Here is a 25,167-nt window from a genome sequence, read left to right as displayed (position 1 = left end):
TCCGGCCGCACGACCACATCCCCCGTCCCGGATCACCCGGCCCGCCGGCGATCCGGACCCGTGAGCGAGGAGATTTCCACAGTGCGCCTATCAAAATGTCATGAGCGCGTCAGCATGGTGGCCGTGACCTGCACGGCCCTGGTGCTCGCCGTCACCGGCACCGCCGCCGCCCAGCCCCGCCACCACCACGCCGACCCGGGCCGCCAGGTGCTCGCGGCCCAGGACGGCTGGGCCTCCTACGGCGCCGGCACGACGGGCGGCGCCCGGGCCGACGCGGCCCATGTCCACACCGTCCGCACCTGGGACGCCTTCAAGGCCGCCCTCGCCGCCGACGGGGACGCGCCGAAGATCATCAGGGTCAGCGGGACGATCGACGCCGACGGCCCGGGCTGCGGCTCCTTCGCCGTCCCCGGCTACGACTTCGACACCTATCTGAAGACCTACGCCCCCGAGACCTGGGGCCGGGACAGGGACCTCTCCGCCGAGCCCGAGGACAGCCCGGAGGGGCTGCGCCGTGCCTCGCAGGCGCGGCAGGACGCCTACGTCAAGGCCTACGTCCCCGCCAACACCACCATCGTCGGCGTCGGCGAGGACGCCGGCTTCAAGGGGGCCAGCCTGCAGATCAAGGACGTGGACAACGTCATCGTCCGCAACCTCTCCTTCGAGAGCCCGCTCGACTGCTTCCCGCAGTGGGACCCGACCGACACCGCCGACGGCAACTGGAACTCCGAGTACGACAGCGCGGTGGTCCACGGCGCCACCCACGTGTGGATGGACCACAATACGTTCACCGACGGCGACCACCCCGACAGCGCCCTGCCGCACTACTACGGCCGGATCTTCGAGCAGCACGACGGCGAGCTGGACATCGTCAAGGGCGCGGACTACGTGACGGCCTCCTGGAACGTCTTCGAGGACCACGACAAGACGATCCTGATCGGCAACAGCGACAGCGCGTCCACCGCCGCCGTGGACCGCGGCCACCTGAAGGTGACCTTCCACCACAACCTGTTCGCCGATCTGGTCGAGCGCGCCCCGCGGGTCCGCTTCGGCCAGGTCGACTCCTACAACAACCACTTCGTGGCGGGCGCGGACTACGGCTACAGCTACGGCATCGGCATGGAGTCCCAACTGGTCGCCGAGCACAACGCGTTCACGCTGCCGAGCGGCGTCGGCGCCGGTCGGGTCCTGAAGAAGTGGAAGGAGGCCCCGGTGACGGCCGCCGACAACTACGTCAACGGCCGGCGCACCGACCTGATCGCGGTCCACAACACCGAGGTTCCGGACGAGACCCTGCGGTCGGGCGCGGGCTGGACACCGGTCCTGCGCACCCACGTGGACTCCCCGAGGGCGGTCCCCGCCGTCGTCGACCACGGCGCGGGCGCGGGCCGGCTGCGCTGACGCCCCCGGGCCGGGGCGGTGCGCACCGCCCCGGCCCCCGATTCCCGCACCCTCGTGAAGGAGCACCCGCATGCCCACGGTCCCGGCGAACCGGCCGCAGCCCACCCGGGCCGAGGCGCGGTCGGCGACACCGCGGACGTATCCGGGCGACTGGCTGCCGGGAAGGGACGCTGACCCGGAGGACGACGGGCGGGGCGGTGCTCGGCCCGGGTGCCACCGGGGTGCTCGGCGGGGACCGGCACGATCCCGGTGTCGTCGTCGCTCCCCGGCCCCGTCCGCCACGGCCCGTGACAGCGGATCACGGCCCGGGGCGGGTCAAGGGGAGGTCACGTCGCACCCATGCGCGGGCAACGCGCCGGGCGAAGGGCGTATCGATCGGATAACGCCTCTCGCGCGGTGCCACGTGATGCGCGTAGACAATGCGTGACCTGGTGGATCAGCCACCGACTAGATCCGGAGAACCCATGCGGAAGTCCCTCAAGGCAACGGCCGTCGCCGCCAGTTGCGTCATCGCCGGTGCGGCCCTGTACGGCGCAGGCGCCGCCACGGCCGGTCAGTCCACGGCCAACTCCACCCACGAGCCCTACAACATCGGGCTGCTGACCAAGGACATCGACACCTACTACGGCACCACGCAGGACGCGAACGGCGTCTACCAGGCGTCCCCGGACAGCCCGTACGCCAAGGACCTGGCGCGCATCGACGCCGACGCCAAGCGGTACATCGACCAGGCGGCCCGCAAGGCGCGGCACCACAAGGGCGACAAGCCGGCCGTCGTCTTCGACATCGACGACACGCTGCTGCTCAGCCTGGACTACGAGAAGAAGAACAACTACGGCTACAACGGCGCCACCTGGGCGGCCTACGTCAACGAGGCCGACCGGCCGGAGGTCTTCGGCAGCCCCGAGCTCGTGCGCTACGCGGCGGAGAAGGGCGTCACGGTCTTCTACAACTCGGGCCTGTCCGAGGCGCAGCGCGCGGCCGCGGTGGAGAACCTGAAGAAGGTCGGCGCCGACGTGAACCTCGACGCCGCCCACATGTTCCTCAAGGACGCGGCCAACCCGCCGGCGTACCTGAGCGACTGCGCCACCCCGGGCGCCTGGAAGTGCACCACCGTCCAGTACAAGTCCGGCACCCGCAAGCACATCGAGGACCTCGGGTACGACATCATCGCCAACTTCGGCGACCAGTACTCCGACTTCGGCGGCGGCCACGCGGACCGCACCTACAAGCTGCCCAACCCGACGTACTTCGTGAGCTAGGCCCCCGCGTCAAGGGCCCCGGAGGGGACGGCGACCTCTCCCGGACGCGGCGGCGGCCGGTTCCCGTCCCACCTCCGCGGCGAGGAGGACCCGCGCGGGCGACGCGCCCGCCGGTCCGCCCCGCCCCGCCCGCCGGTCCGCCCCGCCCCGCCAGCCGGTCCGCCCCGCCCGCCGGTCCGCCCCGCCCGCCGGTCCGCCCCGCGCGGCGGAGCGGACCTATCCCTTCAGCGCCGCCCGCATCATCGCCTTGGCCACCGGTGCCGCCAGGCCGTTGCCGCTGACCTCCGAGCGGGCCGCGTCCGACTGCTCCACGACCACCGCGACCGCGACCTGCCTGCCCGTCGAGTCGGAGGTGCCGTAGGCGGTGAACCAGGCGTACGGCACCTGGCTGTTGTTCTCGCCGTGCTGGGCCGTGCCCGTCTTGCCGCCCACCGTCACGCCGGGGATCCTCGCGTTGGTGCCGGTGCCCTGCTCGACCACGGTCCGCATCGCGGAGCGCAGCTGAGCGGCCGTGGCGGAGCTGACGATCCGCTTGGTCTCCGCTTCGGCGTCGTAGTCCCGCAGCACGTTGCCGTCGCCGTCCGTGGTCCGCGACACCATGTGCGGCGAGACCAGTCGGCCGTCGTCGGCCAGGGCCGCGGACACCATCGCCATCTGCAACGGGGTGGCGGTGACGTCGAACTGGCCGATCCCGGACAGCGCGGTCTGCGCCTCGTCCATCCCGGACGGGTACACGCTCGGGTAGGCGCGCACGGGCACGTCCTGCGCCCGGTCGTCGAAGCCGAACCGGTCCGCCATCGCCCTCACCTTGTCCTGGCCGAGGTCGACGGCCATCTTCGCGAAGACGTTGTTGCAGGAGTACCGCAGCGCGGTGCGGATCGTGGCGTTCTCGCACGGGGCGCTCGGGTTCTCGTTCGACAGCACCCGGGTGGTGCCCGGCAGCTTGTACGGGTCCGGGCTGTCGGTCCGTACGTCCACCGACGGGTACAGCCCGTCCTCCAGCGCCGCCGCCGCCACGACCAGCTTGAACGTCGAGCCGGGCGGCAGCGGCTGGCGCAGCGCCCGGTTCGTCATCGGCTTGTCGGGGTCCTGGGTCAGCTTCCGCCAGGCGTCCTTGTCGCCGGTGCTGAGCACGGTGGGGTCGTACGACGGCGTGGAGGCCACCGCGAGGATCTTCCCGGTGGCCGGGTCCATCGCGACGGCGGCGCCCTTGTTGTCGCCGAGCGCGTCGTACGCCGCCTTCTGCACGGCCGGGTCGATCGTGGTGATCACGTCGCCGGGGGTGGCCCGCTTGCCGGTGAGGGCGTCCAGCGGGTTCTTCAGCCGGGAGTCGGTGCCGTTCAGCAGGTCCTGGTAGACGCCTTCCAACTGGGTCGCGCCGTAGACCTGGGAGCTGTAGCCCGTGACCGCCGAGTACAGTCCGCCGTCCGGGTACGTCCGCTCGTATCTGAGGTCACCGCTGGTCGTCCGCGCGGACCCGGTGACCGCGCTGCCGCCCACGATGATGTTGCCCAGCGGCTCGGCGTACGTCTCGATCGCCTTGCGCCGGTTGTCCTTGTCGTCCGCGAGGGCCTTGCCGTCGTAGAACTGCACCCAGGTGGCCCGCGCCAGCAGGGCCACCACGAGCAGCAGTACGAAGACGGACGCCCGCCTGATCGTCTTGTTCATCCCGGTCCGGAAGACGAGCGGGTCGGGGCGAATCGTTCCCGTCCGCCCGTTTTCTCATCGGACGTTCATGAAGCCCGCCCCGTGCGCCGCGGTCACCGCCGCGCCGCGTCCGGGCCGGCGGGCCGGACGCGGCGCCGGGGGAGAGGCGTCTCCTCCGCCGTCGGCCCGGAAGGGCTCAGCCGTTCGGACTCGGTCCTTCAGTCCTCCAGGACGAGAACGGCCTCGTCGATCTCCTCGCCCCGCGCCTGGGCGAACCCGCGGGCCAGGGCGGTCTGCCGGAAACCGCACTTGCGCAGCACCCGCAGCGAGCCCGCGTTGTCGGCGGCCGCCCGTGCGTACAGCGGCCGTTCGGGGACCTCTGCGAGCAGGGCGCGCAGCGCGGCCGTGGCGATGCCCCGCCCCCAGTGGGCGCGGTCCACCCAGTAGGTGACCTCGCGCTCGCCGGGCTCCCCGTACACCGCCGTGCTGCCGACCACGTCCCCGTCCACCAGGATGGCGCGCAGCACGTCGGAGGAGGCGCGGATCCCTCGCCAGTGGGTGTCGAAGGCGTCCCGGTCGGCCGGGTCCAGCGGGGTGAAGGCGGCCATTCTCAGTGCCTCGGGGTCGTTGAGCTGCCGGAAGAACACCGGCAGGTCGCTGTCGTGTACCTCGCGGAGCACGACGTCCATCTCTCACAGCCTCCGGGTGGCGAGCGTCAGACGGTCACGGGCGTCGAAGAGGGCATCCTTCACCATCTGCTCGTGCGCGGGGGTCAGGCGCGCCACCGGGATCGAGCAGCTGATCGCGTCCCGGGCCGGGGTGCGGTACGGGATCGCCACGCCGAAGCAGCGCAGGCCGAGGGTGTTCTCCTCCCGGTCCACGGCGAAGCCCTGCTCGCGGATCAGGTGCAGCTCCTCGATGAGCCTCTCGCGGTCGGTGATGGTGTTCTCGGTCAGCGCGGGCAGCGTCTCGGGAAGCATCTTGCGGACCTGCTCGTCCGAGTACGTGCTCAGCAGCGCCTTGCCGAGCGAGGTGGAGTGGGCCGGCAGCCGGCGGCCGACCCGGGTGAAGGGGCGCAGATAGTGCTGGGACTGGCGGGTGGCCAGGTAGACGACGTTGGTGCCGTCCAGACGTGCCAGGTGGATGGTCTCGGTGGTGTCGTCGGACAGGCGGTCCAGGGTCGGCCGGGCCGCCGCGACCACCTCGTCGCCGTCGATGTAGGAGGTGCCGACCAGGAGCGCCCGCACGCCGATGCCGTAGCGGGTGCCGGTGGCGTCGGTCTCCACCCAGCCCAGCTCGACGAGCGTGCGCAGCAGCATGTAGAGGCTGGACTTGGGATAGCCGACGGCCTCCTGGACCGCGGCCAGGGAGTGCATGCCGGGCCGGCCGGCGAAGTACTCGAGCAATTCAACGGTCCGCACCGCGGACTTGACCTGTGCCCCGCCGCCCGTCTCGCCTGCCGACATCGCCCTTGACCCCTTCGTTCGACGAGAAATAGTCTCCTCGTGCATTCATCATCAGAGACGGCGTTCAGTATATCGAACAACACCGATGGATGACGTACGTACTGCGGCAAGACATGTGGAGGGACCCGCGGTGGCAGCAGCACCAGTCTGGAGTGTCGATCCCCGTACCGGGAAGCAGCGGGAACAGGTTGCGGTGGAGGCCACGGCGCAGGAGGTGGACGCCGCCGTCCGCGCCGCGCACGCGGCCCGCGCCTCGCTCGCCGACCGCACCCTGCGGGCGGCCTTCCTGCGTACCGCCGCCGACCGTCTGGAGGCCGCCCGGGACCTGCTCGTCGAGGCCGCCGACGCGGAGACCGCGCTCGGCCCGGCCCGGCTCACCGGGGAACTCGCCCGGACCTGCTACCAGTTGCGGGCCTTCGCGGACATCGTCGACGAGGGCGCGTTCCTGGACGTGATCGTCGACCACCCCGACGACACCGCCACCCCGCCCGTCCCGGACCTGCGCCGCTACAAGGTGCCCCTGGGGGTCGTCGCCGTCTACTCGGCCTCCAACTTCCCGTTCGCCTTCTCGGTCGCCGGCGGCGACACCGCGAGCGCGCTGGGCGCCGGCTGCCCGGTCGTGGTCAAGGCCCACCCCGATCACCCGGCCCTGTCCGAGCTGGTCGCCCGGGTGCTGCGCGCGGCCGCCGCCGAACACGGCGTCCCGGAGGGCGTCGTCGGCCTGGTGCACGGCTTCGAGGCGGGCATCGAGCTGATCAGGCACCCGCTGGTGGCCGCCGCCGGCTTCACCGGTTCGGTGCGCGGCGGACGGGCCCTGTTCGACGCGGCGGCGGCCCGTCCGGTGCCGATCCCCTTCCACGGCGAGTTGGGCTCCCTCAATCCCGTCCTGGTCACCGACGCGGCGGCCGCAGAGCGGGCTGAGGCCATCGGGACCGGGCTCGCCGGGTCGATGACCCAGGGCGTCGGCCAGTTCTGCGTCAAGCCCGGCCTGGTCCTCGTTCCGGCGGGCGCGGCGGGCGACCGGCTGGTGAAGTCGCTGACCGACGCCGTCGGCGGCACCGCGGCGGGCGTCCTGCTCGACCAGCGCATGCGCGACAACTTCCTGGCCGGCGTCGCCGAGCGCACCGGACTGCCCGGCGTCGAATCGCCGGTCGCCCCCGGCGCGGCCGGCGAGCGCACGGTGACTCCGGGCTTCCTGACCGTCCCGGCCGCGGAGCTGACCGGCGAGGGCGCGCACGACCTGCTCCTGGAGGAGTGCTTCGGACCGGTGACCGTGGTGGTCCGCTACGCCGACGAGGCCGAGGCCACGGCCGTGCTGTCCCGGCTCCCCGGCAACCTCACCGCGACCGTGCACCTGTCCACCGAGGAGGCGGCGGGGGAGGGGCGCGGCGCGGAACTCCTCGCCGAGCTGACCCCGCTCGCCGGGCGCGTGCTGGTCAACGGCTGGCCGACCGGTGTCGCCGTGGCCCCCGCCCAGCACCACGGGGGCCCCTACCCGGCGACGACCTCCACGTCCACCTCCGTGGGCGGCACGGCGATCGAGCGGTGGATGCGGCCGGTGGCGTACCAGAACGCGCCGGAGGCGCTCCTGCCGCCCGAGCTGCGCGACGACAACCCGCTCGGCCTGCCCCGCCGTCTCGACGGCCGTCTGGAACGCTGACCCCCCGGGCCGGGCGGCGGGAAGCGGACTGGGAGACTCGGTGAATGGACGTCGAACTGCCCGAACTCCCCTTCGCCCTGCGCCCCTACGGCCCGGACGGCGACTGGTCCTACCGGGACGGGACCCTCACCGGCCGCGCCGGTGCCCGCCAGGACCGCTTCGTCCCGCCCGCCGGTGAGGCCCTGGAACCGGCCTCCGACGCGCCCCGCCTGCTGGGGGCGCCGCCCGAGGGTGACTTCCAGCTCATCGCGCGGGTCACGGCCGGTTTCGCCGCGCCCTTCGACGCGGGAGTGCTGTACGTCCACGTCGGCGACCGGGCCTGGGCCAAGCTGTGCCTGGAGTACTCCCCGGACGTGCCTACCGTCTGCACGGTGGTCACCCGGGGGCACTCCGACGACGCGAACTCCTTCACCGTGGAGGGGACCTCGGTCTGGCTCCGGGTGAGCCGCACCGGCCGCGCCTTCGCCTTCCACGCCTCCCGCGACGGGCGGCGCTGGACCTTCGTCCGCGTGTTCACCCTGGGCGGGGAGCCGGAGCCGGGCGCGACCCTGGTCGGCTTCATGACCCAGTCCCCGACCGGGGAGGGGTGCGCGGTGACGTACGACCGGATCGAGTTCCGGCCGAGCGCGCCGGACGACCTGCGGGACGGGAGCTGAGCGGGCGGGTCACCGCCGGCGGGACGGCGCGGACGACGGGGCCCGCCCCGGGCCCCGCGACGAATCCCGCAGGGGACCGGCGTCCCGAAGACGGCGGCCCCCGGACCGCCGGCCGCCGGCCGGCCTGCCGGACCGCGCCGAGTGTCCCGCCACCGGGCCCGCTCGTCCGCTCGGCCGGCACGGCGTCCGGCATCACGGCGTCCGGCGCCGCGGTGGTCAGGGGCGGGGCGATCGCCCCGCGGCCCCGCGGCCCCGCGGCGTCCTGCGGCGGGTGATCCACGACCCTGCGGCGCGACCGGGTGACGGGGGATCCGCGCGGCCGGGGAATGAAGCACGCTGCTTGAAGGTTCACGCGTCGTGGGCGGAATCCGCCGTCCGCGTGCGTACGAGCGGGAGAGAACACAGAGCATGCGCGTCGAGATCTGGTCGGACATCGCCTGTCCGTGGTGCTACGTCGGAAAGGCGCGCTTCGAGAAGGCGCTGGCGGGCTTCGAGCACCGTGACCGGGTCGAGGTGGTGCACCGCTCGTTCGAGCTGGACCCGCACCGGGCCAAGGACGACGTCCAGCCCGTGCTCACCATGCTGACCCGCAAGTACGGCATGAGCGAGGCACAGGCGCGGGCCGGTGAGGACAACCTCGGCGCGCAGGCCGCCGCCGAGGGACTGGACTACCGCACCCGGGACCGCGACCACGGCAACACCTTCGACATGCACCGCCTGCTGCACCTCGCCGGGGAACGCGGCAGGCAGAGCGAGCTGCTGGACGCGCTCTACCGGGCGAACTTCGCCGAGGAACGGTCGGTCTTCACCGAGGGGGAGGAGCGGCTGACCGAGCTGGCGGTCGCCGCCGGGCTCGACGCCGACGAGGTGCGCGGGGTGCTCGCCGACCCGGCCGCGTACGCCGACGAGGTCCGCGCCGACGAGCAGGAGGCCGCGCGGCTCGGCGCCACCGGGGTGCCGTTCTTCGTGCTGGACCGCAAGTACGGCGTGTCCGGCGCCCAGCCCGCCGAGGTCTTCGCCCAGGCCCTCGCCCAGGCGTGGGGCGAGCGCGCGCCGCTGACCGTCCTCCAGGACGGCGACGGGGACGCCTGCGGCCCGGACGGCTGCGCGGTGCCGCGGGGCTGAGGCGCCGCCCGGTCCTCCGGGGCGGGCACGTGGCGCCGCGGTGCCGAATCCCCCGGGGTGCGCGCGTTCCCCGGCGCCCCGGGTCCGCGGAGACCGCGCGCCCGCCGGGGCCGCGCGCCCGCCGGGGTGAGGCCCGTCCGCCGGGGTGGGGCACGTCCGCACGTCCGGCAGGGTGGGGCCCGTCCGCCGGGCGAGGCGGGTTCGCGCGGCTCGGCGGCGATGCATAAGCAGTCCTTGGACGAGTCATGCGGGATTATGCGATGGACTTTGACTTCAGGGGGCCGCAGAGTGGTCCCATGGAGACCTTCGAGAGCCTCGTCCGTGCCGAGTTCACCCCGAAGAACACCTATCTGAACACCGCGAGCCTGGGGCTGCTGCCGGCCCGTACGGTGGTCGCCCTGCGCACCGCCGTGGAGGCGTCGGCCACCGGGCAGCCGACCGACATGTTCGCGGACGTCGAGGCGGCCCGCGCCTGTTTCGCCCGGCTGGTGCGGGTGCCGGACCACCGGGTGGCCGCCGGTGGCTCGGTCGCCGTCTACAGCGGGGTCGTCGCCGCCTCGCTCCCCGAGGGCGCCGAAGTCCTCACCGCGGAAGGCGACTTCAGCTCCGTGGTGAACCCCTTCCACGTGCGCCGCGACCTGAAGGTGCGCAGTGTGCCGCTGGACGCTCTGGCCGAGGCGGTGCGGCCCGGGACCGCGCTGGTCGCGGTGAGCGCCGCGCAGTCGGCGGACGGCCGCGTCGCCGACCTGTCCGCGATCGGCGCCGCGGCGCGCGAACACGGGGCACGCACGTACGTCGACGCCTCGCAGGCCGCCGGCTGGCTGGACTTCGACGCGGGCGCCTACGACTACGTCGCCGCAGTCGCCTTCAAGTGGCTGCTGTGCCCGCGGGGCGTGACCTTCCTGGTCGTCCCGGAGGACCTCGGCGACCTCAGCCCGCTGTTCGCCGGCTGGGTGGCGGGGGAGCGGCCGTGGGACAGCTGTTACGGCCCGGTCGCCGAACTCGCCCACTCCGCGCGGCGGTTCGACGAAAGCCCCGCGCTTTTCTCCTACGCGGGCGGTCGCCGCTCGCTGGAACTCGTCGAGGAACTGGGCGTGGACGCCGTACGCGTCCACGACCTGGCCCTCGCCGACCGGTTCCGCGCCGGGCTGCGGTCGCTGGGGCACGAGCCCCTGCCCGCGCCGGACTCCCCGATCGTCTCCGTTCCCGGGCTCGGCTCCCGGCAGGGCGGGTTGAGCGAGGCGGGCATCGAGGTCTCCGACCGCGCGGGCAATCTGCGGGCCGCCTTCCACCTCTACAACACGGCGGCGGACGTGGACCGGCTGCTGGAAGTGCTGGCGGGCTGAGGAAACGCGGCGCAGGGGCCTCCCCGTCCCGTACGAGGAGGCCCCTGCCCGGTCGACCACGGATGATCACTTCGCCGTGAGGCCAGGCCCGGCTCCCGCCCGGTGTCCACCGCACCGGGCGGGGCCGGGGCCCGCCGCGGGCCCGCTCCGGGGCGGCCGGGCTCCCGGCCGGTGTTCACCGCACCGGGGTGAAGTCCCGCGCCCCGATGAACTCCGGCCTGCGCACCGGCGCGGAGAACGGCTCCACCGCCGTGTTCTCCACGCTGTTGAACACGATGAAGACGTTGCTGCGCGGATACGGCGTGATGTTGTCGCCGGAGCCGTGCATGCAGTTGCAGTCGAACCAGGTCGCCGAACCGGCCCGGCCGGTGAACAGCCTGATGCCGTGCTCGCCGGCCAGCGAGGTCAGCGCCTCGTCGGAGGGCGTGCCCGCGTCCTGCATCTGCAGCGACTTCTTGTAGTTGTCCTCCGGGGTGGCCCCGGCGCAGCCGAGGAACGTCCGGTGCGAGCCCGGCATGATCATCAGGCCGCCGTTGGTGTCGAGGTTCTCGGTCAGCGCGATCGAGACGGACACCGTCCGCATGTTCGGCAGGCCGTCCTCGGCGTGCCAGGTCTCGAAGTCCGAGTGCCAGTAGAAGCCGCTGGCCCCGAAACCCGGCTTGACGTTGATCCGGGACTGGTGGACGTAGACGTCCGAGCCGAGGATCTGCCGTGCCCGGCCGACCACGCGCTCGTCGCGCACCAGGTTCGCGAACACCTCGCTGATCCGGTGCACCTCGAAGACCGAGCGGATCTCCTTGGACCGCGGCTCGACGATCGACCGTTCGTCGGCCCGGATCGCCGGGTCGTTCACCAGCCGGTCCAGCTCCCGCCGGTAGACGGCGACCTCGGCGTCGGTGATCAGCTGGTCGACGGCGAGGAAGCCGTCGCGCTCGAACGCCTGGAGGTCGGCGGTCGCGATCGGGCCGGGCGTGTCCGGGGAACCCCAGACGACCGGGTCCTGGCGCGGGAGGCTCACCTCGGTGGCGCCGCGGGTGGGGTAGAGGTCGGTGACCGTCGTGGTGGTCGTGGTCATGGGTTCCTCACACCTCCTCGGGCTCGGTGAGCAGCGGGTAGACGCCGTTCTCGTCGTGGTCCTCCCGTCCGGTCACGGGCGGGTTGAACACGCAGATGCAGCGGAAGTCCTCCTTGACCTTGAGCGTGTGCCGCTCGTGGCCGTTGAGGCAGTACATGGTGCCGGGCGTGATCGTGTACGTCTTCCCGGTCTCGCGGTCGGTCAGCTCGGCCTCGCCCTCGACGCAGACGACGGCCTCGATGTGGTTGGCGTACCACATCGACGTCTCGGTGCCGGCGTACAGGATCGTCTCGTGCAGGGAGAAGCCGACCTTCTCCTTGGCGAGGACGATGCGCTTGCTCTCCCAGGTGCCGGACGCCGCCTTCACGTGCCGGTCGGTGCCTTCGATCTCCTTGAACGAACGGACGATCACGGTGGTGCGTGCCTCCTTGTGAATGGGGATGGTGTTCTGCCGAGGGCTCAGGCGGTCTCGCGGACCGCGCGGGCGAGGACGGCCATGCCCTCGTCCAGTTCCTCGGGGGTGATGGTCAGGGCGGGCAGCAGCTTCACGACCTCGCTCTCGGGACCGGAGGTCTCGACGAGCAGCCCGAGCTCGAAGGCGCGCCGCGCGACGCGCCCGGCGCGTTCGGCGGCGTGGAACTCCAGGCCCCACACCAGGCCGCGGCCCCGGTACTCCTTGACGTCGGCGAGGTTCTCCTCGGCGATCGAGACCAGCCACTGCTCGACGAGTTCGCCGCGGGCGCGGGTCTGCTTCTCCATCGCCGACCCGTCGGTCCAGTACGTCTCCAGGGCGGCGGTGGCGGTGACGAAGGCGGGGTTGTTGCCGCGGAAGGTGCCGTTGTGCTCGCCCGGCTCCCAGATGTCCAGCTCGGGCTTGAACAGGCACAGCGACATCGGCAGGCCGTAGCCGCTGATGGACTTGGACACGGTGACGATGTCCGGGGTGATGCCGGCCTCCTCGAAGGAGAAGAAGGCGCCGGTGCGGCCGCAGCCCATCTGGATGTCGTCGACGATCAGCAGCATGTCCTGGCGCTCGCACAGATCGGCCAGGGCGCGCAGCCACTCGGCGCGGGCGACGTTGATGCCGCCCTCGCCCTGCACGGTCTCCACGATCACGGCGGCCGGCTTGTTCAGGCCCGAGCCCTGGTCCTCCAGCAGCCGCTCGAACCACAGGAAGTCCGGGACCTGGCCGTCGAAGTAGTTGTCGAAGGGCATGGGCGTGCCGTGCACCAGCGGGATGCCGGCGCCGGCCCGCTTGAAGGAGTTGCCGGTGACCGCGAGCGAGCCCAGGGACATGCCGTGGAAGGCGTTGGTGAACGACACGATGGCCTCGCGGCCCTTCACCTTCCGCGCCAGCTTCAGCGCCGACTCCACCGCGTTGGTGCCGGTCGGGCCGGGGAACATCACCTTGTACGGCAGGTCGCGCGGCCGCAGCACCAGGTTCTGGAAGGTCTCCAGGAAGCGGCGCTTGGCCGTGGTCGACATGTCGAGCCCGTGGGTGATCCCGTCGCGCTCCAGGTAGTCGAGCAACGCCCGTTTCAGCACGGGGTTGTTGTGCCCGTAGTTGAGCGAGCCTGCGCCCGCGAAGAAGTCGAGGTACTCGTGGCCGTCCTCGTCGTACAGCCGGCTGCCGCGCGCACGGTCGAAGACGGTGGGCCAGCCGCGGCAGTAGCTGCGCACCTCGGACTCCAGGGTCTCGAAGACACTCAGGTCGGGCTGGGTGATGGTCACGACGGATCGCTCCTCGGTGCTGGGGAGTGGGAAGTCGGTTCGGGCCGGGGGGGAACGGCCGGGAGGTCGGGTCCGGCCGGGAGGGAGCGGCCGGGAGGTCGGCCCGGCCGCGGCGGGAAGACGGTGAGGTCAGAGGGAGAGGGGACCGATGCGGTGCAGGACCTCGGGGTCGTGCTGCCCGTCCGGGAACCGTTCGCCCGGGAACAGGACCTCGCGCTCGACCTGGGCGCCGTGACGGGCGGCGTAGGAGGTGAACAGCCGCTCGGAGGCGGTGTTGCCCGGGGTGATGGTGGTCTCGACGGTGGTGAGCCCCTGCTCGGCGGCGACACGGGCGGTGAGCGCGTCCAGCAGCCGGGCGGCGAGACCCCGGCCGCGGTGGCCGGCGTCGACGGCGACCTGCCACACGAGGAGGGTGCCGGGGCGGTCGGGCCGCACGTACCCGGTGACGAAACCGACCGGCTGGCCGTCGGCGTCACGCGCCACCGCGGACGTGGCGGCGAAGTCGCGGCACCACAGCAGATAGCTGTACGAGGAGTTCACGTCCAGCGTCCCGGAGTCCTTCGCGAGCCCCCAGAGCGCGGCGCCGTCGGCGACGACGGGGCGCTCGATGGATATGCCGTCGGAGTCGGCGCAGGCACCGCTGGATACGGCGTTCAGCATTTCCGGGTGAACTGTTTGCAGGTCTGCTTGTGCGGCAGTCATGCGAAATGAACTTACCGAGCTGAATTAAAAAATGCATCGCCCGCTGCCCTTACATGGAACGGTTCCATGTGTTATCGCGCGAGCGCGTGGTCGCGCGAGGGCGCGGCTTGATGTGGGGGTTTGCCCGTTAATTACTGGACAAAATGGCCACCTCTGTGGAGTGCGTCACAGTGGTGTAACTCCGCTGTCGACCCCGGAATTACGCCATGGAAGCTTCTCTGGATCTTCGCGTTTACAGACGGGGAAACGGGGCAGAAGCAAAGCGTGATTACCCGGATTAAATTCCTGGAATTGCTTTCTTTCGCTGCCCCGGAAAACCCGGCCGGCGGTTACTGCCGCCATGCCTCGGCGACAGCGCGCCGGGCGCCTTCGAGGTCCGCGGGCGTGCCCCGCTCGGCGGCCAGGGCGGAGCCCAGGGCCGTCACGGCCGCCTCGACGGTCTCACGGGTCGCGTCGGGGCCGTAGTGGTTGACCCGGATCATCTCCTTGGCGAGGGAGCCGCCGCCGGCCGCCAGCGGGAGGGCGGGGTCCGCCGCCAGGGCGCGGGCCACCAGGCCGGAGGCGGTGACGTCCGCGGGCACGCGCACGGTGGTCGCGACGGGGGCCGCCTCGGACGCCTTGTGCACGTACGGCTCCAGGCCGAGGCCCAGGGCCGGGACTCCCGCGCGGGTGGCCGCGGCGGCCGACCGGTGCCGGGCCGTCACCGCGTCCAGGCCGGTCTTCTCGATGCGCTCGACGCACGCCTCCAGGGCGAGCATCTCCAACTGGGCCGGAGCGTGCAGCAGCGTCTTGCGGCCGCCGTCGATCCAGCGCTCCTTCCAGTCCAGCAGGGACAGGTAGGAACGGCGGGGCGCCCGCGGGTTCGCCGCCATCCGGGCCCAGGCGCGCTCGCTCACCGACACCGCCGACACGCCGGCCGGCCCGCCCATCGCCTTCTGCGCCCCGATCACGCACAGGTCCACGCCCCATGCGTCCGGCAGGACCGGCTCCGCCCCGATGGACGCCACCGCGTCCAGGTAGAACAGGGCGCCCTGCTCCCGTACCGCCTCGCCGATCTCCGCGACCGGGTTGGTGTTGCCGGTCGCCGCCTCCGCGTGCACCAGCGACACGAAGTCGATCTCCGGGTGCGCGGCGAAGGCCTCCCGGACCTGCTCGGCGGTCACCGCCGTGTGGTACGGCACCGACAGGTCGTGCACCGTCGCACCGCAGTCGCGCAACCAGTCGCCGAACGTCTGCCCGTACGGGCCGGTGATCACGTTCAGTGCCGTCGTGCCCGGACCGGCCGTCGCGCGGATCGCGCCCTCCAGCGGGAGCAGCGCCTCGCCCTGCATGATCACGACGTCCTGCTCGGTGCCGAGCAGGCGCGCCACCCGGTCCTCGATCGAGGCGAAGCGGTCCGCGCTCAGCGGTGCGAGGTCCAGGAACGGGTGCGTCACGGCGGTGCTCTCTTCTCGATCGTCGCGGGGTCGACGGAGTCGAGCGTAACCGGCGGCCCGCCCCCGCCCGTCACCGGCGACCGGCGGGACCCCACGGCCCCCGGCGGGGGAGGGCCGGGGCCCGGGGCGGAAGGGCGTGGAACCGCGACCGGGTGCCCGGCACCGGCCGCGGCTAACTAGGGTGCGGTACATGAGCGATCAGGCGGTGCTGCACGTGAAGGGGCGGGTGCTCGTCGGCCCGGACGAGGACCGGGTCCGCGACGAGGTGTGGGTGGTGGGCGGCCGGATCTCCTACGAGCGTCCGGCCGGCGCGAGGGACGTGCGGACCGTCGAGGGCTGGGCGCTGCCCGGCCTCGTCGACGCGCACTGTCACGTCGGCCTCGACGAGCACGGTCCGGTCCCCGACGACGTCTCCGAGAAGCAGGCGCTGACGGACCGGGAGGCCGGGACGCTGCTCATCCGCGACGCGGGCTCGCCGTCCGACACCCGCTGGATCGACGACCGCGAGGACCTGCCGAAGATCATCCGGGCCGGCCGGCACATCGCCCGCACCCGCCGCTACATCCGCAACTACGCCCACGAGGTCGAGCCGGACGACCTCGTCGCGTACGTCGGCCGGGAGGCCCGGCGCGGCGACGGCTGGGTCAAGCTCGTCGGCGACTGGATCGACCGCGACCTCGGCGACCTGTCCGCCTGCTGGCCGCGGGCGGCGGCCGAGGCGGCGATCGCGGAGGCCCACCGCCTGGGCGCGCGGGTGACCGCGCACTGCTTCGCGGAGGACTCCCTGCGCGACCTCGTCGAGGCGGGCATCGACTGCGTCGAGCACGCCACCGGGCTGACCCAGGACCTGATCCCGCTGTTCGCCGAGCGCGGCGTCGCGATCGTCCCCACCCTCGTCAACATCGCCACCTTCCCCCGCCTCGCGGCCGGCGGCGAGACCAAGTACCCGCGCTGGTCGGCGCACATGCGCCGGCTGTACGAGCGGCGCTACGACACCGTCCGCGCCGCGTACGACGCCGGCATCCCGGTGTACGTCGGCACGGACGCCGGCGGCTCGCTGCCGCACGGCCTGGTGGCCGGCGAGGTCGCGGAACTGGTCAGGGCCGGCATCCCGCCGGTCGAGGCCCTCTCGGCGACGGCCTGGGCCGCCCGGTCGTGGCTCGGCCGGCCCGGCCTGGACGAGGGTGCGCCGGCCGACCTCGTGGTGTACGAGCAGGACCCGCGCGCCGACGTGCGGGTGCTCGCGGCGCCGCGGCGGGTGGTGCTGAACGGCCGGGTCGTCGGCTAGCCCGGGTCACCGGCCAATCCGGCGCGGGCCGGGTCCGGCGCGGGCCGGGTCCGGTGCGGGCCGGGCGGTTCGCCGGAGGGATCACCGAGCGGTCGCACCGACGGCCGGGCGGTGGGGCGTCGGCCGTGTGGTGGGGCGTCGGCCGGATCGCCGGATCGCCGGATCGCCGACGCGCCGGCGTGTCGGTTGACGGGGCGTGACCGGTGTCAGGGTGGTGTCGTTGTGCACCCCGTCGTGTGCGCCGGTGCGTCAACCAGTGCGTTCGTACGCGGGGCGGTGTGCGAGTGACACGGAGGAACATCTGTGCCGAAAGAATCGAAAAGAAGGCCGGAAACCCCACGATGGAGTGAAGTCACGCAGGATCGCTGACCGTTCACTCTGAGTGCGTAATTCTTGCCGGGTCCCAAGCACTCTTCTCTGGGGGTCCCACACCTTGAACGGCCACACCTTCCGCACGCCCGCGCGCCGCTGCGCCGCCGTCGCCGCGGTCACCGCCCTCGCCGCCGGCCCGGCGGCACTGACCGGGGCGGGTGCCGCGCACGCGAGCGCCGACCACGGCCGCGCGAGCGCCTCCGTGCTGCGCACCGGCCTCGACGTGTCCCTGCTCAACAAGACGGTGAACGTGCCGCTCACCGTCTCCCTGAACGAGGTCCAGGCGCCGCGGAGCGCCCGGCAGACCGCGCTGACCGCCCGGCTGGACGGCGTCGACGGCGGAAAGCCGTTCAGCGTCGTGCGCGCGGACGTGGCGAAGGCGGACGCGACCGTCTCGGCGAGCAGGGCGGAGGGCAGCGTCGAACTCGCCCACGCCCGCGTCCACGTTCCGGGCCTGCCGCTGCTGTCCGTCATCGAGGTCGACCAGATCACCTCGAAGGCGACCTGCGAGGCCGGCAAGCCGCCGGTGGCGAGCAGCGACGTCCTGGGCGCCGTGACGGTGCTCGGCAAGAGGGTCACGCTCACCGCCGGCGGCACGACCGACGTCGAGGTGCCGGGCGTGGGGGAGGTCCGCCTCGACCTCTCCGAGCGGGCGACGACCTCCCGCACGGCCGCGGCGACGGCCCTGCGGCTCGAGGTCTCCGTCAACCCGCTGAAGCTCAACGTCGCGGAGGTCGAGGGGACGCTCACCCTCGCCCGGGCCACCTGCGAGTCCCCGAAGGCCCCGGTGAAGCAGGCCGAACCGGCCGCCTCCACGACCGCGCCGGCCGCCGAGGTGAAGCCCCAGGGCGCGCCCGCGAAGCCCGCGCCGACCGGCGGGACCGACCTGGCCGAAACGGGCGGCGGCTCGCTGACGCCGTACCTCGCGGGCGGTTCGGCGGTGCTGCTGGCGGCGGGCGGCGGGGCCGTGGCGCTGACGCGCAGGCGGAGGGGCTGAGGCCACTCGTCGCGGGCGGAGCGGTCGAGGGCCCGGCCCGGTCCTGACAGGCCGGAGCGGACCGCGGACGGGAAGGCCCGGCACCTCCTCGGTCCGTCCGGCGCCGGACGGCGCCCCGGCGCCCGCCGAGCGCGGCCGGGAGGGGGCTCCGGGCGGTAACCTCTTCGCGCGGAAGGCTGAGCGAGGATCTCTTCGCCCGGAGTGCCGGGCGAGGACTCCTTCGCCCACCCGGCGCTCGGGCGGGGGGGCCGGGCGGGCCGAACCGGACCGGACCGGGGGCCTGTCGGGGCACCGGGCGGGGCACGGCGCGGGAGCACTGACCGGCCCCACGAGTCGGGCGGACTCGGGGCGAGGCACCGGCCGGCCCCACCGAGTCGCGCGGGCCCGATCCGAGCGGGCCCACCGATGAGGGCGGGCCCACCGATGAGGGCGGGCCCACCGATGAGGGCGGGCCCACCGAGTCGCGCGGCCCCGAGCCGCGCGGGCCCGGGGTGGGCCCCGGGCCGCTCACCCCGCCCGCGGGGCCAGCGCCCTTTCCAGCGCGCGCAGGAACCCCTCGGCCGTCCCCGGGTCCCTGACCGCGAGCCGCAGCCACTCCTCGTCCAGCCCCGGGAAGGTGTCCCCGCGCCGCACGGCGTACCCCAGCTCGCGCAGCCGTCGCCGTACCCCGGCCGCCCCCTCCACCCGGACCAGCACGAACGGGCCCTCGGCCGGTCCGGCCACCCGTACGCCGCGTCCGGAGAAGGAGGCCAGGCCCGCCACCAGATGGGCGCGTTCCGCGGTGATGAGGTGCGCCGCGCGCGCCGCCTCCGCCAGCGCCCGCGGCTCCACGCACGCCACCGCCGCCGCCAACGCCGGCGTGGACACCGGCCACAACGGCTGGGCCCGCTCCAGCGCGGCGATGATCCCGGGCTCGGACAGGACGTACCCGATCCGCAGCCCGGCCAGCCCCCACGTCTTGGTCAGGCTGCGCAGCACCACCAGGCCGGGCACGTCCGTCCGCCCGGCCAGCGCCTCCCGTTCGCCCGGCACCGCGTCCATGAAGGCCTCGTCGACCACCAGGGTCCGCCCGGGCCGGGCCAGTCGGGCGATCGCGGCGGCGGGGTGCAGCACGGACGTCGGGTTGGTCGGGTTGCCGATCACCACGAGGTCCGCGTCCTCGGGGACGTCCGCCGGGTCGAGCCGGAAGCCGTCCGCCGCCCGCAGCAGCACCCGGTCGACGGTGTGCCCGGCGTCCCGCAGCGCCGCCTCCGGCTCCGTGAACTGCGGATGCACCACGACCGGCCGACGGACCTTCAGCGCTCGCGCCAGCAGGACGAACGCCTCCGCCGCCCCCGCGGTCAGCAGCACCCGCTCGGCCGGCAGCCCGTGCCGCGCCGCCACCGCCGCCCGCGCGGCCCGCCCGTCCGGGTAGGCCGCGAGGGAGTCGAGCGAGTCGGCGATCCGCTTCCGCAGCCACGCCGGCGGTGTGTCCGCGCGCACGTTCACGGCGAGGTCGACCAGCGCGGAACCGTCGCCCCGCACCTCGGCGTCGCCGTGATGGCGCAGGTCGTACCCGCCGGCGGGCACGCCGTCGTCAGTGCGCATGCGAGTGGGCGTGGCCGCCGTGATGGTGGTGGCCGTGGTGGCCGTCGTGGTGGTGGCCGTCGTCGTCCGGGTGGAAGTGCGGCTGCTGGGGCAGCCCCACCTTGTCCTCGAAGCCGGGCAGCGCGACGCGGTACACGCACGTGTCGCAGTTCATCCGCAGATCGCCCTCCACCGCCTCCGCGTACCGCTCCATCACCAGGTCCAGCAGCTCCGGCTCAGGACCGATGACGTCGGCCGACAGCACCTCGGCCTCCGGGTGCGCGGCCGCCCACTCGGCCGTCTGCCGCCGCACCCGTTCCGGCAGGATGCCGGTGAACAGGAAGTACGGCAGGACCACGATCCGCTTCGCGCCCAGCCGCGCGCAGCGGTCGAGCCCGCCCGGCACGTCCGGCGCCGCCAGCGACACGAACGCCGTCTCCACGTTCGCGTACCCGCGCCCCTCCCACAGCAGCCGGGCCGCCTTGAACACCTCCGCGTTGGCGTCCGGGTCGGTCGAGCCGCGTCCGACCAGCAGCACGGTCACCTCGGACCGCTCCCCGGCCGTGCCCTCCAGAGCCTGGTCGAGCCGCCGCTCCAGCACCGACAGCAGCGCGGGGTGGGGCCCCAGCGGGCGGCCGTAGGCGTAGGAGATGCCCGGGTGCCGTTCCTTCTCACGGGCCAGCGCCGCGGGGATGTCGCCCTTGGCGTGCCCGGCGGACACCAGCATCAGCGGTACGGCGGCGAACCGGCGCACACCGCGCTCCACCAGTTCGGCGACCGCCTCGCCCAGCGGTGGCGGGGAGAGCTCGATGAAGCCGCCGGCGACCGGCAGTTCGGGGTGGCGGCGCGCCAGCTCCCGCACGAAGTCGCGGAACGCCTCGGCTCCGGCGTCGTCCCGGGTGCCGTGACCGGCGATGAGCAGGGCGGGCGGCGTCGGGGTGGTCACTGGGTCTCCTCGGGTGCGGCGGGCGGAACGGACGGGATGGGGGATACGGGGTGGTAGAGCAGGGCGTTGAGCGCGGCGGCGGCGACCGCCGAACCGCCCTTCTCGGACACGTTGCTCACGGCGGGCAGCCCGCTCTCTCGCAACGCGGCCTTGGACTCGGCTGCGCCGACGAAACCGACGGGCAGGCCGATGACGAGCGCGGGGGAGGCGTCCAGCGTCAGCAGTTCCTCCAGGGCGGTCGGCGCGCAGCCGATCACCCACAGGGCGCCCGGGCCGACCTCCTCGTGGGCGAGGCGGATCGCGTGCGCCGAACGGGTCATGCCGGGACCGGAGCTGGCGTCCCCCAGCCGGCAGACGGTGTCGCGCCGGGTGATCCCGGCGGCCACCATCTCCACGTCCACGACCACCGGCGCCCCGGCGTGCAGCGCCGCGTGCGCCCGCACCAGTTCGTCCTCGTCCATGACGAGGTCGTCGGCGTAGGCCAGGTCGGCGGAGGAGTGGATCACCCGCTCCGTCACCGCCCGGGTCAACGGCGCGAGGTGCGAGGTGTCCAGACGGGCCCGCAGCCGCCGGAACGACTCCTGCTCGATCGGATGGACGACGCGGTTCACCGGGCCTCCTCCTGCCGGGTCTCCCGGCCGTTCTGCCAGCGGTAGCCGCGCGGGGTGACCATGCGGCCCGCGATCTCGCGGGTCGCGGTGTTGCCCACGGTCACGACCGTCATCATGTCGACCGTCGACGGGTCCAGTTCCGCCAGCGTCGTCAGCCGGCTGGACTCGTCGGGCCGCGAGGCGTTGCGCACGACACCGACCGGCGTGGTCGGCTCCCGGTGCCCGCCGAGGACCGCCAGCGCCTCGGGGAGCTGCCAGTGGCGCCCCCGGGAGCGGGGGTTGTAGAAGGTCACGACGAGATCGGCCTCGGCCGCCGCCCGCACCCGCCGCTCGATGACCTCCCACGGCGTGTGCAGGTCGGACAGGCTGATCGACACGTGGTCGTGGCCGAGCGGCGCGCCGAGGACGGCCCCGGCCGCGAGCGCCGCCGTGACTCCCGGGACGCCCAGCACGTCGATGTCGTCCGAGGCCTCGGCGAGCGCGGGGGAGGCCATGGCGTACACCCCGGCGTCCCCGCTGCCGATCAGCGCGACGGCATGTCCCCGGCGCGCCTCGGCGACCGCCGTGCGCGCCCGTTCCTCCTCCGCGCCCAGTCCGGACTCCAGGATCCGGGTGCCGGGCCGCAGCAGGTCGCGGATCTGGTCGACGTACTGGTCGAGCCCCACCAGCACGGAGGCGCGCCGCAGTTCGGCCGCGGCGCGCGGGGTCAGCAGGTCCCGGGCGCCCGGGCCGAGGCCGACCACCGCGAGCCGCCCGCGCACGGGCCGCCGTACCACCGCGCAGGTGGCCATCGCCGGCCGCCCGTCCGCGCGCCGCGACTTCCGCTTGGGGACCAGGAGTTCGCCGCCGCGCAGCAGCGCGGCGGCCTCCGCGACGGAGGGCGTGCCGACCGCGGCGAGCGGCGCGTCGGACGGATGGGGCACCGGCACCCGGGCCAGTTCCTCGGCGGAGTACGTCACCAGGGGCACGCCCAGTCGCCCGGCCGCCGCGACCAGGCCAGGCTCGTCGGCCTTGGCGTCGACGGTGGCCAGCTCGGCGACCGACCGCGCGGACAGCCCGGCGTCCCGCAGCACGCCCTCGACCAGCTCCAGCACCTCCGCCTCCGGCACGCCCCGGGAGGCGCCCACCCCGACCACGAGGGACGGCGGCCGCAACAGCGCCTCCCGCTCGGCGGGTTCGACGGCGCGGTCGGTGACACGGACGGCGTACGACCCCTGGGCGGCCACCGGCAGCGGCGGCAGCGGCCACGGCACCTCGGCGTCGAGGACGACGGCCTCGCCGTCCAGCAGCGCCCGCGACACCCCGGCCACGTCCCCCTCCACCGGCAGTCCCAGCGTGTCGAGACCGGCCATTCCCACGGAGTCCGTCGCCGTCGTCACCACCGGCTCGGCGCCCAGCACCCCGCCGACGGCGGCGGCCAGTTCGTTCGCCCCGCCGCCGTGCCCGCCGACCAGCGACACGGCGAACCGGCCGCCCTCGTCCACGCAGACCACACCGGGGTCGGCGGTCTTGTCCCCCAGCAGCGGCGCGATCAGCCGGACGACCGCGCCCGTCGCGAGGAAGCACACCAACTGCTCGCACTCGGCGAAGGCGGTCCGTACGGCGTCCCCGGCGGGCCCGTCGTACACCCGCGTACGGTCCGGCCACGCGGCCGCCAGCCGGTCCCGCGCAGCCGCGCCCGCCGCGGTGGCGGAAATGAGGCCGATCACTGAGCAACTCCTTCTCTGAACCCGGTGGGTGCCGGGGATGCCGTGGGCGCCGCGGATCGCACGCCCCACAGCAGGAAGACGGGATTGGTCGCCGCCAGCCGGGTCACGTCCCCCGGCAGCGGCGCGAGCCGGGAGGACTGCAACAGCACCCCGTCGCAGGCGAACCCGGCCTCGGCGAGCGCCCGGCGCGCGGCCGGCACCCGGTCGAGCGCGGCCAGGGCGACGACGACGGTCCGCCGGGCCCGGCGCGCGCACGCGGCGACGATCGCGGGCAGCTCGCGCCCCCCGCCGCCGACGAACACGGCGTCCGGGTCGTCACCGAGCCCGGTCAGCGCCCCGGGCGCCGATCCGTGCAGCACGGTCACGTCCACCCCGTGGGCGGCGGCGTTGGCGCGTACCCGCTCGGCCCCGTCGGCGGTCCTCTCGACCGCGACGACGGCCGCGCCGAGCCGCGCGCACTCCACGGCCACCGACCCCGAGCCGGCGCCGACGTCCCACACCAGGTCGCCCAGGCGCGGCCCGAGCCGGGCCAGGGCCAGCGCCCGCACCTCGAACTTGGTGATCATCGAGTCGCGGTGCGCGAACGCCTCCTCGGCCGGCGCCCAGCCCGCCGGGTGCGCCGGGGCGCCCGCGACCGTCCGCGCGGCGCCCAGCGCCCGCGACTCGTCCAGGCACAGCACCACGCTGACCGCCGTGCCCCAGTCCCGGGCGGCCGCCTCGGCGGGCGTGACCCGTTCCACGCGCTCCCGGCCGGCCTCGCCGAGCGCGCAGGCGACGACCAGCACCCGGTCGCCCGAGTCGCCGGCGAGTGCCGCACCCAGCTCGGCCGGCCCGGCGCCCGGCCCGGTCAGCACGGCGACCTTGGGCCGGGCCCGGCACACGTTGACGGCCGTGCGCAGCTCGCGTCCGTGCGCGCTCACGACCACCGCGTCGTCCCAGGGCAGCCCGATCCGGGCGAAGGCGGCGGCGACGGAGGAGACGCCCGGACGGACGTCCAGCCGCCCGGACCCGAACCGTTCGGCCAGCGCCCGCACGATCCCGAAGAAGCCGGGGTCGCCGGAGGCCAGCACGACCACCCGCCGCTCGGCGTCGAGGTACTCCCCGATGACGTCGAGAGCGGGTGCCAGCGGCCCCAGCACCACCCGTTCGGCCCCCTCCGGCAGCCGTACGGCGTCCAGGTGCCGCCGGCCGCCCACGACGAGCTCCGCCCCGGCGAGCAGGTCCGCCGCCGGCGGCGTCCCGGTACCGGTGCCGACGACCGTGATCACGTGCTCGCACCCCGCTCGCGCAGGGCCCTGCGGGCCTCGGGGTCGGCCTTGCGGTAACCGTGGAAGTGGCCCGGGTGGTACAGGTGCGAGCGGGTGCCGTGCGCGTCGAGCGCCGGGCCGACCAGGAAGAGCGTGTGCTTCCAGAGCCTGTGCTCCTTGACCGTCTCCTCCAGCGTCCCGATCGTGCACCGCACCACCAGCTCCTCCGGCCAGGTCGCCTGGTACGCCACCACCACCGGCGTGGCCGTCGGGTAGCCGCCCTCCAGCAGTTCCCGCACCAGCTGGCCGCTGCGCGCCGCCGACAGGAAGATCGCCATGGTGGTGCCGTGCCGGGCGAACTCGCGGACCTCCTCGCCCGGCGGCATCGGCGTCTTGCCGCCGCCCAGCCGGGTCAGGACCACCGACTGCGCCACCTCGGGAATGGTCAGCTCGCGCCGCGCCAGCGCGGCGACGGCGGAGAACGCCGAGACACCGGGGACGACCTCGGTGTCGATGCCGAGCGCCGCGCACCGGTCGAGCTGCTCCTGCGTGCCGCCCCACAGGGCCGGGTCGCCGGAGTGGATGCGGGCCACCTTCAGGCCCTCGGCGCGGGCCCGCTCGTACACGGCGACGACGTCCTCCAGGGACATGGTCGCGGAGTCCAGGATCTCGGCGCCCTCGCGGGCGTGCTCGAGGACCTCGGCCTGCACCAGGCTGGCCGCCCAGATCACGACGTCGGCCTCGGCGATCGCCCGCGCGGCGCGGAACGTCAGCAGGTCGGCGGCGCCGGGACCGGCACCGACGAAGGTCACCTTGCCGGTGGGGGCATCGGCCATGGGGTCGGGTCCTTCCGTACGGATTGTCATGGTGTGTGGTGGTCCAGAGGGGGCCGGATGTGCGCGATCGGGGGTCGATCGGATAGCA

General features: G+C 74.0%; 22 protein-coding genes. 8 read left to right on the top strand and 14 right to left on the bottom strand.

What is annotated here, in order from left to right:
* Positions 1-114 precede the first annotated feature (114 nt).
* Entirely contained in the window at positions 115-1,401 is a 1,287-nt protein-coding gene (locus ACF061_RS30705; protein WP_392270273.1) for a polysaccharide lyase family 1 protein, read from the top strand.
* Positions 1,402-1,865: 464 nt separating this feature from the next.
* On the top strand, positions 1,866-2,663 hold the full coding sequence (locus ACF061_RS30700; protein ID WP_392270272.1) for an HAD family acid phosphatase: 798 nt from the start codon (positions 1,866-1,868) through the stop codon (positions 2,661-2,663).
* A gap of 216 nt (positions 2,664-2,879) precedes the next feature.
* Here the strand turns inward: ACF061_RS30700 and ACF061_RS30695 are convergent, their stop codons facing one another.
* From ACF061_RS30695 to ACF061_RS30685, 3 genes are all read right to left on the bottom strand, one after another.
* The gene (locus tag ACF061_RS30695) at positions 2,880-4,331 is read right to left on the bottom strand and encodes a peptidoglycan D,D-transpeptidase FtsI family protein (protein WP_392270271.1); all 1,452 of its coding nucleotides are present in this window, start codon (positions 4,329-4,331) and stop codon (positions 2,880-2,882) included.
* Positions 4,332-4,528: 197 nt separating this feature from the next.
* Positions 4,529-4,999, bottom strand: a complete 471-nt coding sequence (locus tag ACF061_RS30690) for a GNAT family N-acetyltransferase (protein WP_392270270.1) — start codon at positions 4,997-4,999, stop codon at positions 4,529-4,531.
* A gap of 3 nt (positions 5,000-5,002) precedes the next feature.
* On the bottom strand, positions 5,003-5,776 hold the full coding sequence (locus tag ACF061_RS30685; protein WP_392270269.1) for an IclR family transcriptional regulator: 774 nt from the start codon (positions 5,774-5,776) through the stop codon (positions 5,003-5,005).
* Between the two features lie 130 nt (positions 5,777-5,906).
* Here ACF061_RS30685 and ACF061_RS30680 point away from each other — a divergent pair, with 130 nt between their 5' ends.
* The 4 genes from ACF061_RS30680 to ACF061_RS30665 all read left to right on the top strand — a co-directional run bounded on the left by ACF061_RS30680 (position 5,907) and on the right by ACF061_RS30665 (position 10,563).
* Positions 5,907-7,436: an aldehyde dehydrogenase (NADP(+)) gene (locus ACF061_RS30680; RefSeq protein ID WP_392270268.1), complete on the top strand. Its 1,530-nt coding sequence runs from the start codon at positions 5,907-5,909 to the stop codon at positions 7,434-7,436.
* Positions 7,437-7,480: 44 nt separating this feature from the next.
* Positions 7,481-8,092 (top strand): DUF1349 domain-containing protein, encoded by a 612-nt coding sequence (locus tag ACF061_RS30675; RefSeq protein WP_392270267.1) that lies wholly within the window; start codon positions 7,481-7,483, stop codon positions 8,090-8,092.
* Between the two features lie 408 nt (positions 8,093-8,500).
* On the top strand, positions 8,501-9,217 hold the full coding sequence (locus ACF061_RS30670; RefSeq protein WP_392270266.1) for a DsbA family oxidoreductase: 717 nt from the start codon (positions 8,501-8,503) through the stop codon (positions 9,215-9,217).
* A gap of 260 nt (positions 9,218-9,477) precedes the next feature.
* Positions 9,478-10,563 carry an aminotransferase class V-fold PLP-dependent enzyme gene (locus ACF061_RS30665; RefSeq protein ID WP_392270265.1) on the top strand — a complete coding sequence of 362 codons (1,086 nt, stop codon included), beginning with the start codon at positions 9,478-9,480 and terminating at the stop codon, positions 10,561-10,563.
* A 175-nt stretch (positions 10,564-10,738) separates the two neighbouring features.
* Here the strand turns inward: ACF061_RS30665 and thpD are convergent, their stop codons facing one another.
* The 5 genes from thpD to ACF061_RS30640 all read right to left on the bottom strand — a co-directional run bounded on the left by thpD (position 10,739) and on the right by ACF061_RS30640 (position 15,507).
* On the bottom strand, positions 10,739-11,638 hold the full coding sequence (gene thpD, locus ACF061_RS30660; RefSeq protein ID WP_392270264.1) for an ectoine hydroxylase: 900 nt from the start codon (positions 11,636-11,638) through the stop codon (positions 10,739-10,741).
* Between the two features lie 7 nt (positions 11,639-11,645).
* Positions 11,646-12,050, bottom strand: coding sequence for an ectoine synthase (locus ACF061_RS30655; RefSeq protein ID WP_392270263.1), 405 nt, complete (start codon positions 12,048-12,050; stop codon positions 11,646-11,648).
* 47 nt (positions 12,051-12,097) lie between these two features.
* Positions 12,098-13,369 carry a diaminobutyrate--2-oxoglutarate transaminase gene (gene ectB, locus ACF061_RS30650; protein WP_392270262.1) on the bottom strand — a complete coding sequence of 424 codons (1,272 nt, stop codon included), beginning with the start codon at positions 13,367-13,369 and terminating at the stop codon, positions 12,098-12,100.
* A gap of 129 nt (positions 13,370-13,498) precedes the next feature.
* Entirely contained in the window at positions 13,499-14,029 is a 531-nt protein-coding gene (ectA, locus tag ACF061_RS30645) for a diaminobutyrate acetyltransferase (RefSeq protein ID WP_392270261.1), read from the bottom strand.
* A gap of 371 nt (positions 14,030-14,400) precedes the next feature.
* Complete coding sequence (locus ACF061_RS30640) at positions 14,401-15,507, bottom strand: pyridoxal-phosphate-dependent aminotransferase family protein (RefSeq protein WP_392270260.1); 1,107 nt, start codon at positions 15,505-15,507, stop codon at positions 14,401-14,403.
* 190 nt (positions 15,508-15,697) lie between these two features.
* Here ACF061_RS30640 and ACF061_RS30635 point away from each other — a divergent pair, with 190 nt between their 5' ends.
* Positions 15,698-16,795: an amidohydrolase family protein gene (locus ACF061_RS30635; protein WP_392270259.1), complete on the top strand. Its 1,098-nt coding sequence runs from the start codon at positions 15,698-15,700 to the stop codon at positions 16,793-16,795.
* Positions 16,796-17,228: 433 nt separating this feature from the next.
* Positions 17,229-18,164, top strand: a complete 936-nt coding sequence (locus ACF061_RS30630) for an SCO1860 family LAETG-anchored protein (protein ID WP_392270258.1) — start codon at positions 17,229-17,231, stop codon at positions 18,162-18,164.
* 507 nt (positions 18,165-18,671) lie between these two features.
* Here the strand turns inward: ACF061_RS30630 and cobC are convergent.
* The 6 genes from cobC to cobM are packed head-to-tail and all read right to left on the bottom strand — an operon-like array spanning position 18,672 to position 25,079.
* Positions 18,672-19,751 (bottom strand): Rv2231c family pyridoxal phosphate-dependent protein CobC, encoded by a 1,080-nt coding sequence (gene cobC, locus ACF061_RS30625; protein WP_392270257.1) that lies wholly within the window; start codon positions 19,749-19,751, stop codon positions 18,672-18,674.
* On the bottom strand, positions 19,741-20,676 hold the full coding sequence (locus ACF061_RS30620) for a sirohydrochlorin chelatase (RefSeq protein ID WP_392270256.1): 936 nt from the start codon (positions 20,674-20,676) through the stop codon (positions 19,741-19,743). The genes cobC and ACF061_RS30620 overlap by 11 nt, the downstream gene beginning before the upstream one ends.
* Positions 20,673-21,287, bottom strand: coding sequence for a precorrin-8X methylmutase (locus tag ACF061_RS30615; protein ID WP_392270255.1), 615 nt, complete (start codon positions 21,285-21,287; stop codon positions 20,673-20,675). Before ACF061_RS30615 ends, ACF061_RS30620 begins: the two co-directional genes overlap by 4 nt.
* Positions 21,284-22,996 (bottom strand): precorrin-3B C(17)-methyltransferase, encoded by a 1,713-nt coding sequence (cobJ, locus tag ACF061_RS30610; RefSeq protein ID WP_392270254.1) that lies wholly within the window; start codon positions 22,994-22,996, stop codon positions 21,284-21,286. The genes ACF061_RS30615 and cobJ overlap by 4 nt, the downstream gene beginning before the upstream one ends.
* A complete protein-coding gene (cbiE, locus tag ACF061_RS30605; protein WP_392270253.1) occupies positions 22,993-24,264 on the bottom strand; it encodes a precorrin-6y C5,15-methyltransferase (decarboxylating) subunit CbiE in 1,272 nt (423 codons plus the stop codon). The genes cobJ and cbiE overlap by 4 nt, the downstream gene beginning before the upstream one ends.
* A complete protein-coding gene (gene cobM, locus ACF061_RS30600) occupies positions 24,261-25,079 on the bottom strand; it encodes a precorrin-4 C(11)-methyltransferase (protein WP_392270252.1) in 819 nt (272 codons plus the stop codon). Before cobM ends, cbiE begins: the two co-directional genes overlap by 4 nt.
* Between the last annotated feature and the right edge of the window lie 88 nt (positions 25,080-25,167).

This window comes from Streptomyces sp. NPDC015220 (genome assembly GCF_043079345.1).
Lineage (GTDB): Bacteria > Actinomycetota > Actinomycetes > Streptomycetales > Streptomycetaceae > Streptomyces.
This window is presented reverse-complemented; position numbering and strand designations above follow the sequence as displayed.

Coding starts and splice junctions, on each gene's coding strand:
- ACF061_RS30705 (WP_392270273.1), top strand. CDS start 115: ATGGTGGCCGTGACCTGCACGGCCCTGGTGCTCGCCGTCACCGGCACC.
- ACF061_RS30700 (WP_392270272.1), top strand. CDS start 1,866: ATGCGGAAGTCCCTCAAGGCAACGGCCGTCGCCGCCAGTTGCGTCATC.
- ACF061_RS30695 (WP_392270271.1), bottom strand. CDS start 4,331: ATGAACAAGACGATCAGGCGGGCGTCCGTCTTCGTACTGCTGCTCGTG.
- ACF061_RS30690 (WP_392270270.1), bottom strand. CDS start 4,999: ATGGACGTCGTGCTCCGCGAGGTACACGACAGCGACCTGCCGGTGTTC.
- ACF061_RS30685 (WP_392270269.1), bottom strand. CDS start 5,776: ATGTCGGCAGGCGAGACGGGCGGCGGGGCACAGGTCAAGTCCGCGGTG.
- ACF061_RS30675 (WP_392270267.1), top strand. CDS start 7,481: ATGGACGTCGAACTGCCCGAACTCCCCTTCGCCCTGCGCCCCTACGGC.
- ACF061_RS30670 (WP_392270266.1), top strand. CDS start 8,501: ATGCGCGTCGAGATCTGGTCGGACATCGCCTGTCCGTGGTGCTACGTC.
- ACF061_RS30665 (WP_392270265.1), top strand. CDS start 9,478: ATGGACTTTGACTTCAGGGGGCCGCAGAGTGGTCCCATGGAGACCTTC.
- thpD (WP_392270264.1), bottom strand. CDS start 11,638: ATGACCACGACCACCACGACGGTCACCGACCTCTACCCCACCCGCGGC.
- ectA (WP_392270261.1), bottom strand. CDS start 14,029: ATGCTGAACGCCGTATCCAGCGGTGCCTGCGCCGACTCCGACGGCATA.
- ACF061_RS30635 (WP_392270259.1), top strand. CDS start 15,698: ATGAGCGATCAGGCGGTGCTGCACGTGAAGGGGCGGGTGCTCGTCGGC.
- cobC (WP_392270257.1), bottom strand. CDS start 19,751: ATGCGCACTGACGACGGCGTGCCCGCCGGCGGGTACGACCTGCGCCAT.
- cobM (WP_392270252.1), bottom strand. CDS start 25,079: ATGGCCGATGCCCCCACCGGCAAGGTGACCTTCGTCGGTGCCGGTCCC.